Source organism: Hydrogenophaga sp. (assembly GCF_030651625.1).
Taxonomy (GTDB): domain Bacteria; phylum Pseudomonadota; class Gammaproteobacteria; order Burkholderiales; family Burkholderiaceae_C; genus Hydrogenophaga.
Window position 1 is genome coordinate 118,791 of record NZ_JAUSCF010000002.1, and the last position, 8,741, is coordinate 127,531.

Here is an 8,741-nt window from a genome sequence, read left to right on the forward strand (position 1 = left end):
GTGTCAGCGGTGGCGCGGGTCGAGTGCGTCGCGCAGGCCGTCACCCAGCAGGTTAAAGGCGAGCACCAGCAGGAAAATGGCCAGGCCGGGCCAGATGGCCATCCATGGCGCGTTGTCCATGAAGTTCTTGGCCGTGTTGAGCATGCTGCCCCAGCTCGGGTCGGGCGGTTGCTGGCCCAGCCCCAGGAAGGACAGGCTGGCTTCCGCGATGATGGCACTGGCAATGGTCAACGTGGACTGCACGATCACCGGCGCGGTGATGTTGGGCAGGATGTGGAAGGTGGCAATGCGCAGCGGCGAGCAGCCCACGGCGCGGGCCGCCTCGATGTAATCCTCCACCTTGATGGAGAGCACCTGCGCCCGCGTGAGCCGCACGAAGATGGGCGCCGCCGAAATGCCGATGGCGATCATGGCGTTGCTCAGGCTGGGGCCAAGAAAGGCGGCCAGCGCAATCGCCAGGATTAGGAAGGGGCAGGCCAAGAAGGCGTCGGTGATGCGGGAAATCAGCGAGTCCACCACGCCGCCGAAGAAGCCGGCGATCATGCCGATGGCCACACCGGTGACCAGCGCAATCGCCACCGACACCACGCCCGCCAGGATGGAAGCGCGCGCGCCCCACACCACGCGCGAGTACACGTCGCGCCCGAGTTCGTCGGTGCCGAACCAGAATTCGGCTGTGGGTGCCTTTCGGATCGCGCTCCAGCTGGCGGCGGTGGGGTCGTGCGGGGCCAGCCAGGGCGCGAACACGGCCATGGCCACAAACGCCAGCACCACCAGCAGGCCGAACATGCCGATGCGGTTGCGGCGCAGCTTCTGCCAGGCGCGGCGCCAGGGGCCGGCGTGCACGGCCGAAGCGGCGGCTGCCGGTGAAGCCAGCGAAGCGGATGCCGTTGAGGTGGGCGCGGAAGTGCTCATGGGGTCAGTGCCGCAGCCGCGGGTTGAAGACGAAGTAGGCCATGTCGGCCAGCAGGTTCAGCAGGATGTAGGCGGTGGCGGTGATCAGCACCACGCCCTGCACCACGGCGTAGTCGCGGTTGAACACCGCGTCGATGATGAGCTTGCCGAAACCGGGAATGGTGAACACCTGCTCGGTCAGCACCGCGCCCGAGAGCAGCGTGCCCAGTTCGAGTGCGGCCAGCGTGATCACCGGCGTGAGCGCGTTGCGCAGCGCGTGCTTGACCACTACCACCCGCTCGCGCAGGCCCTTGGCCCGGGCGGTGCGCACGTAGTCGGTGGCCAGCACCTGCAGCATGGAACTGCGGGTGTGGCGCATGAGCACGGCGGCAATGCCGGTGCCGAGCACGAAGGCCGGCATGACCATGGCCGCCAGGTTTTCACCCAGGTTTTCAAACGGGCTCACGTAGCCCGAAGCTGGCAGCCAGCCCAGCTCCACCGAAAACAGCAGGATCATCAGGATGCCGAGCCAGAAGTTCGGCATGGACAGTCCCGCCAGCCCGAAGACGGTGGCACCGGTGTCCAGCACGCTGCCGCGCTTCACGGCGGAGACAATGCCCGCCGGAATGCTGATGAGCAAAGCGATCAGCATGCTCATGAAAGCCAGCTGCAGGGTCACCGGCAACTTCTGCAAAATGAGGTCCAGTACCGGTTCCCCGGTGCGGGCCGACGCGCCCAGGTCGCCCTGCAGCACGCCGCCGATCCAGTAGCCATACTGCACCGGCAGGGGTTTGTCGAGGTTCATCTCGGCCCGCAACTGCGCAATCAGTTCGGGGTTCTGGTCTTCCCCGGCCAGGATCTGCGCCGGATCGCCGGGCAGCAGCTGCTGCAGGCCGAAGATGAGCATGGACACGAACACCAGCGTGGGCACCAGGGTGACCAGTCGGCGAATGAAGAATGCAAACATCGTTCGGACCTGCAGCGGGGCTTCGGTTCAGCTGAGCTTCAGCTTCAATTCATCTTGAGGCCGGTCAGGCGCAGCAGGCCATCCGGAATTTCGCGCACGCCGGTCAGCTTGGCGTTGTAGGCCCACAGCCAGTTGCGGTGGTACAGGTACAGGATGGGGTTGTCGGTCTGTGCGAACTTGGCCACCTGCTCGTAGGCCTTCATGCGGTCGGCCGGGGCCTGCTTGCTGCGGGCTTCGTTCAGCAGCGCGTCCACTTCCGGCTTGCAGTAGCCCGAGTAGTTCAGCGGCTGCTTGCAGGCCAGGAAGCTGTAGACGTTGCCATCCGGGTCGGCACGGCCGCTCCAGGCCAGCACGTAGGCGTCGAAGTCGCCCTTGTCGGCCAGGTTCAGCGACGTGGCGAACTCGGTGGACGCGATCTTCACGTCGAAGCCGGCTTCCTTGGCCATGGCCTGCACCACCTGCGCAATCTTCTGCGCGTCGGAAGTGGTGGGCGTCATGAGCGTGAAGCTCGGGTTGGGCACGCCGGCCTGCTTCAGCAGTTCCTTGGCCTTGGCCACGTCGCGCTTGGGCATGGGGCTTCCCTTGCTGTAGTAGGTGCTGGTGGGTGGCACCCACTGGTTGCCGGCCAGGGCTTCGCCGTCCATCACCACCTGCACGATGCCTTCGCGGTCCAGCGAAAGCTCGAAGGCTTCGCGCACGCGGTTGTCCTTGCCCAGCGGGTTGGCCTGGGCCTTGTCGCTCTTGGCGATGTTGATGGTGATGCCCTGGTAGCCGATCTCGGTGATCTTGCTCACCTTGAAGCGCGACTCGGTGGCCAGCTTGGCCACGTCGCTGGAGGCCACGCGCTCGATGTAGTCGAGCTGGCCCGAACGCAGGTTGGCCAGGCGCACGGTGGCGTCGGGGATGGGGGTGTACACCACGCGGTCGAAGTGGATGTTCGCCTTGTTCCAGTAGTTGGCGTACTTCTCGAACACGATGCGGTCCTGCGCCACGCGCTCCACGAACTTGAACGGACCGGAGCACACCGGAGCGTTGGCGAAGTTGGCGTTGTCTTTGGCCGCCTTGGGCGAAACCATCATGCCGGCGCGGTCGGCCAGCGCGGCCAGCAGCGGCGAGAACGGCGCGCTCAGGTTGAAGCGCACGGTGGTGGGGTCCACCACGTCCACGCTGTCCACCGGGCGCAGTTCACCGCTGCGGTTGGAACCCTGCAGGGTCTTGTGGCGCTCGATGTTGAACTTCACCGCAGCGGCGTCGAATTTTTCGCCGTCGTGGAAGGTGACGTCGGTGCGCAGCTTCATGGTCAGCGTCTTGCCGTCGGCCGACCATTCGTAGCCGGTGGCGAGCTGCGGCACGTAGCTGAGCTTTTCGTCCACGTCGATCAGCTTGTCGCACAGGGCCGAGAACACGATGCGGCCCACGAAGGTGCGGGCGCGCGTCGGGTCCAGCATGTCGGGGTCTTCGGCCAGACCCACGCGCAGCGTGGTCTGCGCCTGAGCGGCCAGCGGTGCGAGGGTGAGCAGCGCGGCGCTCAGCAGCGCCAGATTGCGGGTTTTCATGCTTCGATCTCCTGGTGGTTCAACAAGGTCAACACGGGGAAAAAACACCGTCAGCCTGCAGGGGCCAACGGAGCGGAAAAAGCGAACTGCAGCCGCTCCAGCCGCTGGCGGGAGGCGCTGGCTTCAGCGGGCGCGGTGGCCACGCGGGCTGGTGCGCTCAGCGGACTCAGTGGGAAATGGCAGGCCACGGCATGCAGGCTGTCGCCGGTGAGCGCGGGTGCCTTCTCGGCACACACCGGCTGGGCGTAGGCGCAGCGCGGGTGCAGGTGGCAGCCGCTGGGCGGCTTGATGGGGCTGGGCACGTCGCCGCCGAGCAGCTTGCGCTCGGGACGTGCGCCCGGCGACGGCAGCGGAATGGCTTCCAGCAAGGCTTCGGTGTAGGGGTGGCGCGGCGCGGCGAACACGCTGTGCTTGTCGCCAATTTCCACCACCCGGCCCAGGTACATCACCGCCACGCGCGTGGCAATGTGCTTGATGACCGCAAGGTCGTGCGCAATGAACAGGTAGGAAAGGCCCAGTTGCCGCTGCAGGTCCTGCAGCAGGTTGATCACCTGCGCCTGGACCGACACATCGAGCGCGGAAACGGCTTCGTCGCACACGATGAGCTTGGGCTCCACCGCCAGCGCGCGCGCAATGCCGATGCGCTGGCGCTGACCGCCGGAGAACTCGTGCGGGTAGCGGTTGGCGAAGTCGGGCCGCAAGCCCACCAGGTTCAGCAGTTCCTTCACCCGTTTGGCCTCAAAGCCGGCGTGCAGGCCATGCACCTTCAGCGGTTCGGAAAGGGTTTGCGCGATCGTCATGCGCGGGTTCAGCGACGCATACGGGTCCTGGAAGATCAGCTGCAGGTCGCGCCGCTTGGCGCGCATGGCCTGGCTGTCCAGCGCCATCAGATCGGCGCCTTCCATGTGCAGCGCACCGCTGGTGGGTTCGATCAGGCGCAGCAGCAGCCGGCCCAGGGTGGACTTTCCGCAGCCGGATTCGCCCACCACGCCCAGCGTTTCGCCCACATGCAGCGTGAGGTCCACGCCGTCCACCGCGCGCACGTGGTCGCTCACGCGGTTGAGCAGGCCCTTGCGAATGGGGAAATGTTTCACCAGGCCCTTGGCCTGCAGCAGAACAGGCTGGGAAGCGACAGGTGGTGCGCCGCTCATGCGCTCACCTCTGCTAACTGTGGCTGCATGGTGCCCAGCAACGCGTCCGGGTCCAGCGGCGCCTTGATGCAGGCCGAAGCGTGGCCACCCCCCAGTTCGCGCAGGGCGGGCCGCTCGGCGCGGCAGGCGTCGTCGGCAAACGGGCAGCGCTCGGCAAAGGCGCAGCCCACCGGCCGCAGGTGCGGCGGCGGCACCTGGCCGTCGATGGAGGCCAGGCGTTCGCGCTCGGCGTCCAGCCGGGGAATGGCGCCCAGCAGGCCCACGGTGTAGGGGTGCTGCGGCTGGTCGAACAGCGCAGCCACCGGCGCGCGCTCCACGATGCGGCCGGCGTACATCACCACCACTTCATCGGCCACTTCGGCCACCACGCCCAGATCGTGGGTGATGAGCACGATGGCGGTGCCGGTTTCCTGCTGCAGCGTGCGCATGAGCGAAAGGATCTGCGCCTGGATGGTCACGTCCAGCGCAGTGGTGGGTTCGTCGGCAATGAGCAGGCGCGGGTCGCAGGCCAGGGCCATGGCGATCATCACGCGCTGGCGCATGCCGCCGCTGAGCTTGTGCGGGTATTCGTTCAGCCGCTGTTCGGGCGCGGGAATGCGCACCTTGCGCAGCAGTTCCACGGCGCGCTCGCGGGCCTGCGCGGCAGACAAACCGCGGTGGCGCACCAGCCCTTCCATGATCTGGTCGCCCACGGTGAAGGCCGGGTTGAGCGAAGTCATGGGCTCCTGAAAAATCATGGCCATGCCGTTGCCGCGCAGGTCCTGCAGTTCGCGTTCGCTCATGCCCACCAGCTCGCGGCCTTCGAAGCGGATGGAGCCCGCGGCAATCTTCCCGTAGGGCTTGGGCAGCAGGCCCATGACCGAAAGGGACGTGACGCTCTTGCCGCAGCCGGACTCGCCCACGATGGCCAGCGTTTGCCCGGCGCTGACGGCAAAGCCCACGTCTTCCAGCACGGCCACTTCTCCGTCGTCACCGCTGAACACGGTGCGCAGACCGCTGACTTCCAGCAACGCGCTCACGGCGCAACCTGCCCCGACGCCCGGCGGCGTTCGGCGTGGAATTTTTCAATATGCGCTTCAATCAGCGGCCGCTCGGTGATGCCCGAAGGCCGGCCCCGCCCCGGCAGGCACTGCACGAACGGCAGGAAGCGCTCCAGGCTCTTTTCGTAAAGGCGGCGCAGTTCCACCAAAGGTTCGGCGTGGTCGTCCACGCGCAGGTCCAGCGCCGGGTAGTCTTCATCGGTATGCACGCGCAAGGCCGCAGCCTGCTTGCCGCGCTTGTCTCCGCCGGCCGCTTCGCCCGCGTCCATGGCAGCCAGCAGGCGTTCGGCCATGGGCCGGCCGGCCGTGGCCTGGTAGGCCTCGGCGGTGGCTTCAATCACGCGGGGGCCGGCCAGCATGTTGCCGGCCACGCTCAGGCCGTCCAGCACCAGGTGACCGCACCAGTCCACGCAGGCCGAGCCGGTGTGCGCCGCCCCCGGGCCGCTGACCGGCAGCAGGTGCAGCTGGCGCTGTTCCCGGCCATCGTCGGCGGCGGTCAGCATGGCAATGGTGGACGCCGCGTCGTAACCGCGCTCCATGGCTTCGATGCCGGCCGGGCCGTACAGCGGGTTCATGAGCGCCTGGGTGGACAGCGCCCCCACGTCGCGTCGGGTGTGCACGCACAAAGCGCCCACCGCAAAGAAGCGGCTGGCAATGGCCACACCCAGGTGACCGTGTTCGTCGCGAGCGAGGATGGACCAAGTCATGGGGCGGATCTGCGGGTGGCGGGACTGTGAAAGAGGGCTGACAGGATCACAACGGAACCAAAAAAACGGAATGCAGTAAACATTTGCTAGGTGGCGCACTCTAACTTAGCAACACCCGTGCCAGTGAAAAAACATCCTCAAATCATTGATTCATAAGGCATTTTTCTGACTTTGCCCATTTCACGCCGAATCTACAAAAGCATCGAGAGGGTCTGAGCGACGATCTTTCTGATGACATCTGGCATCTGAATCCCGCCTGCATTGCCGTTTGTGCGCCGATCATGTCAGTTTGGTTACTGCGCGACACACCGTAGCGCAAGTGACACGCAGGGCCCAGTCCGCACCATGCAGGTGCGCCCTGCACCTGTGCGGGGGGTTTTCAAGGGTCTTTGGGGGAAGGGGATGGGCCGTTGCAGGCAGGTTTCTACAGGCTCAGGCCGAACGAGACGGGGCTGGCTTCGAGTCGGAAGGCCCCGTTGTGGAATCCCGAACGAATACCCAAACTCCGTTCGCCCTGAGCTGGTGGAAGGGCTTACCCCGCGAACACGCGCTCCATTTCCTGCCGGAACTTCACCGCCGTGGCGTTCGCGTCAAACGCCACGTCGTTCCAGCTCACCGGCTGGCCGGCCTTAACCGGCTTGAGCAGCCTCACCCCGTGCGCCAGCCCCAGCGGCAGGCCGCCCAGCGCCAGCGATTCCTGCGCCGGCAACAGCTTGCCGTACACAGTGAAGCCACCCTCGCCGTCCAGCATTTCACCGGCCTGCAGGTCGCGCTTGGCGGTGGCCACCACATCGCCATGCCAGCACGTGGGCGCGCCGGTGGCTTCCTGCCGCACGCCGATGGACGCCACCGTGATGCCCAGTTCCAGCCCGATGAGATGGAACGGCTTGTACATGCTGGAATACTGGCCGCTCGGGTCGGTCACCAGACCGTACTCCTTGAAGCAGCGGGCCACGTACTCGCTGTCGGCGGCGAAGGTCACGTACACGCCCCAGCGCAGGTCGCGGAACACCGGCCGGGTGTCGCGCTCCACGCTGGAAATCACCTCCACCTGCCCGCGCTGGTCCAGGATGCCGCCGTGTTCGCGCGGCTTCAGGATGCGCGCCAGGTCGTCCACCCCCACGGCGGGAAACTTCAGGCCGCGCGGCGCGCTCAGGCCCGTGGCGTTGGCCACCGCCGCCATTTCAATGGCGCTCTTGGTGCCATCCAGAAAGCTGTTGAACATCTGCGGGTTCATGCCGCCCTTGGCCGCGTCTTCGGCGGTGAGGCCGTAGTGGTTCCACACCGTGTCGGGCGTGCTCTCGTGGTAGGCCGGCAGGTACTTGGTGCCCTTGCCCGCAGCCACCACCAAGAAGCCCGCCGCCCGCGCCCAATCCACCATTTCGCAGATCAGCGCCGGCTGGTCGCCATAGGCCAGCGAATACACAATACCCGCCTCATCGGCCTTGCGCTTGAGCAAGGGGCCAGCCAGCGCATCGGCCTCCACGTTCACCATCACGATGTGCTTCTGGTGTTCACAGCACGCCAGCACATGCGCTATGCCTGCCGCCGGGTTGCCGGTGGAGTCGATGATGATGTCCACAAACGGCGAAGCGATCAGCGCCATGTTGTCGTCAATGATGGCCGTGTGGCCCAGCTTGACCGCCTGCTCCAGCGACGTGGCGCTGTACGCCTCTTCTTTCCAGCCCACGTTCTTGAGGGCGGCTTTGGCCCGCACAGGCGACAAGTCGGCAATGCCCACCAGGTGAATGCCCGGCGTGCGCAGTACCTGAGACAGGTACATGGAGCCGAACTTGCCGGCACCGATCATGCCGACGCGAAGGGGCTTGCCCTGGGCAGCGCGCTGTTGGAGTTTGGCGTGGAGGTTCATGAAGCGGCCTTTCGCGTGAGGGTGAAGGTGGTTGGGCAGAATAATTCAATAGCAGGGATTGAGGGAAGCGTGTGCACGACCTGCACCTGTCGTTTAGTCTCCTGAGGTGAGGGGCTGGTAGGCAGCGACTGCCGTCATTCGCGGCCGGGAGTTGGGTTCACGGTGCCTGGCACGAAGCTGTCATCGGCTCACCCGGCGGCGCGGCCGCATCAAGACTGGTATCGAGGGAGCTGCGGCCATCTTGCTTGGCGGGCCGAAGTTTGCCCCGCCAAATCGCGGTCGAATGCCAGTTGCTCGAAGGGCCGAACTCACGCTGCCGACCCGAAGCTGCCTGTCGCTGCATGCGTGCCGAAGTCCGGTTTGCACCTTGACCATCCCGCCTTGGCATGTTAGGGCCTGGCACCGCTGCAACACGTCTTCCGCACGCTGATTTCACGGGGGTAGCCATCCGGTATGCTGCCGCCCATGTCATCCCACCCCAACCCCTCCATTGCACGTGCTGCAGGCTGGATGGCCGGCTGGCTGACGCTGATGGTGGTGATCGCTGTGGCCGGGC

At 66.1% G+C, this 8,741-nt stretch carries 7 protein-coding genes; all 7 read right to left on the reverse strand.

Annotation, left to right across the window (positions count from 1 at the left end):
• Window positions 1–3: 3 nt before the first annotated feature.
• Entirely contained in the window at window positions 4–915 is a 912-nt protein-coding gene (locus Q7V46_RS00870; RefSeq protein ID WP_304911606.1) for an ABC transporter permease, read from the reverse strand.
• A gap of 4 nt (window positions 916–919) precedes the next feature.
• Window positions 920–1,861 carry an ABC transporter permease gene (locus tag Q7V46_RS00875; RefSeq protein ID WP_304911607.1) on the reverse strand — a complete coding sequence of 314 codons (942 nt, stop codon included), beginning with the start codon at window positions 1,859–1,861 and terminating at the stop codon, window positions 920–922.
• A gap of 44 nt (window positions 1,862–1,905) precedes the next feature.
• Window positions 1,906–3,417: an ABC transporter substrate-binding protein gene (locus Q7V46_RS00880; RefSeq protein WP_304911608.1), complete on the reverse strand. Its 1,512-nt coding sequence runs from the start codon at window positions 3,415–3,417 to the stop codon at window positions 1,906–1,908.
• A gap of 50 nt (window positions 3,418–3,467) precedes the next feature.
• The gene (locus Q7V46_RS00885; RefSeq protein WP_304911609.1) at window positions 3,468–4,568 is read right to left on the reverse strand and encodes an ABC transporter ATP-binding protein; all 1,101 of its coding nucleotides are present in this window, start codon (window positions 4,566–4,568) and stop codon (window positions 3,468–3,470) included.
• On the reverse strand, window positions 4,565–5,587 hold the full coding sequence (locus Q7V46_RS00890) for an ABC transporter ATP-binding protein (protein WP_370690244.1): 1,023 nt from the start codon (window positions 5,585–5,587) through the stop codon (window positions 4,565–4,567). The genes Q7V46_RS00885 and Q7V46_RS00890 overlap by 4 nt, the downstream gene beginning before the upstream one ends.
• The gene (locus Q7V46_RS00895) at window positions 5,584–6,315 is read right to left on the reverse strand and encodes a DUF1028 domain-containing protein (protein ID WP_304911610.1); all 732 of its coding nucleotides are present in this window, start codon (window positions 6,313–6,315) and stop codon (window positions 5,584–5,586) included. The genes Q7V46_RS00890 and Q7V46_RS00895 overlap by 4 nt, the downstream gene beginning before the upstream one ends.
• A 532-nt stretch (window positions 6,316–6,847) precedes the next feature.
• The gene (locus tag Q7V46_RS00900) at window positions 6,848–8,185 is read right to left on the reverse strand and encodes an NAD(P)H-dependent oxidoreductase (protein WP_304911611.1); all 1,338 of its coding nucleotides are present in this window, start codon (window positions 8,183–8,185) and stop codon (window positions 6,848–6,850) included.
• Between the last annotated feature and the right edge of the window lie 556 nt (window positions 8,186–8,741).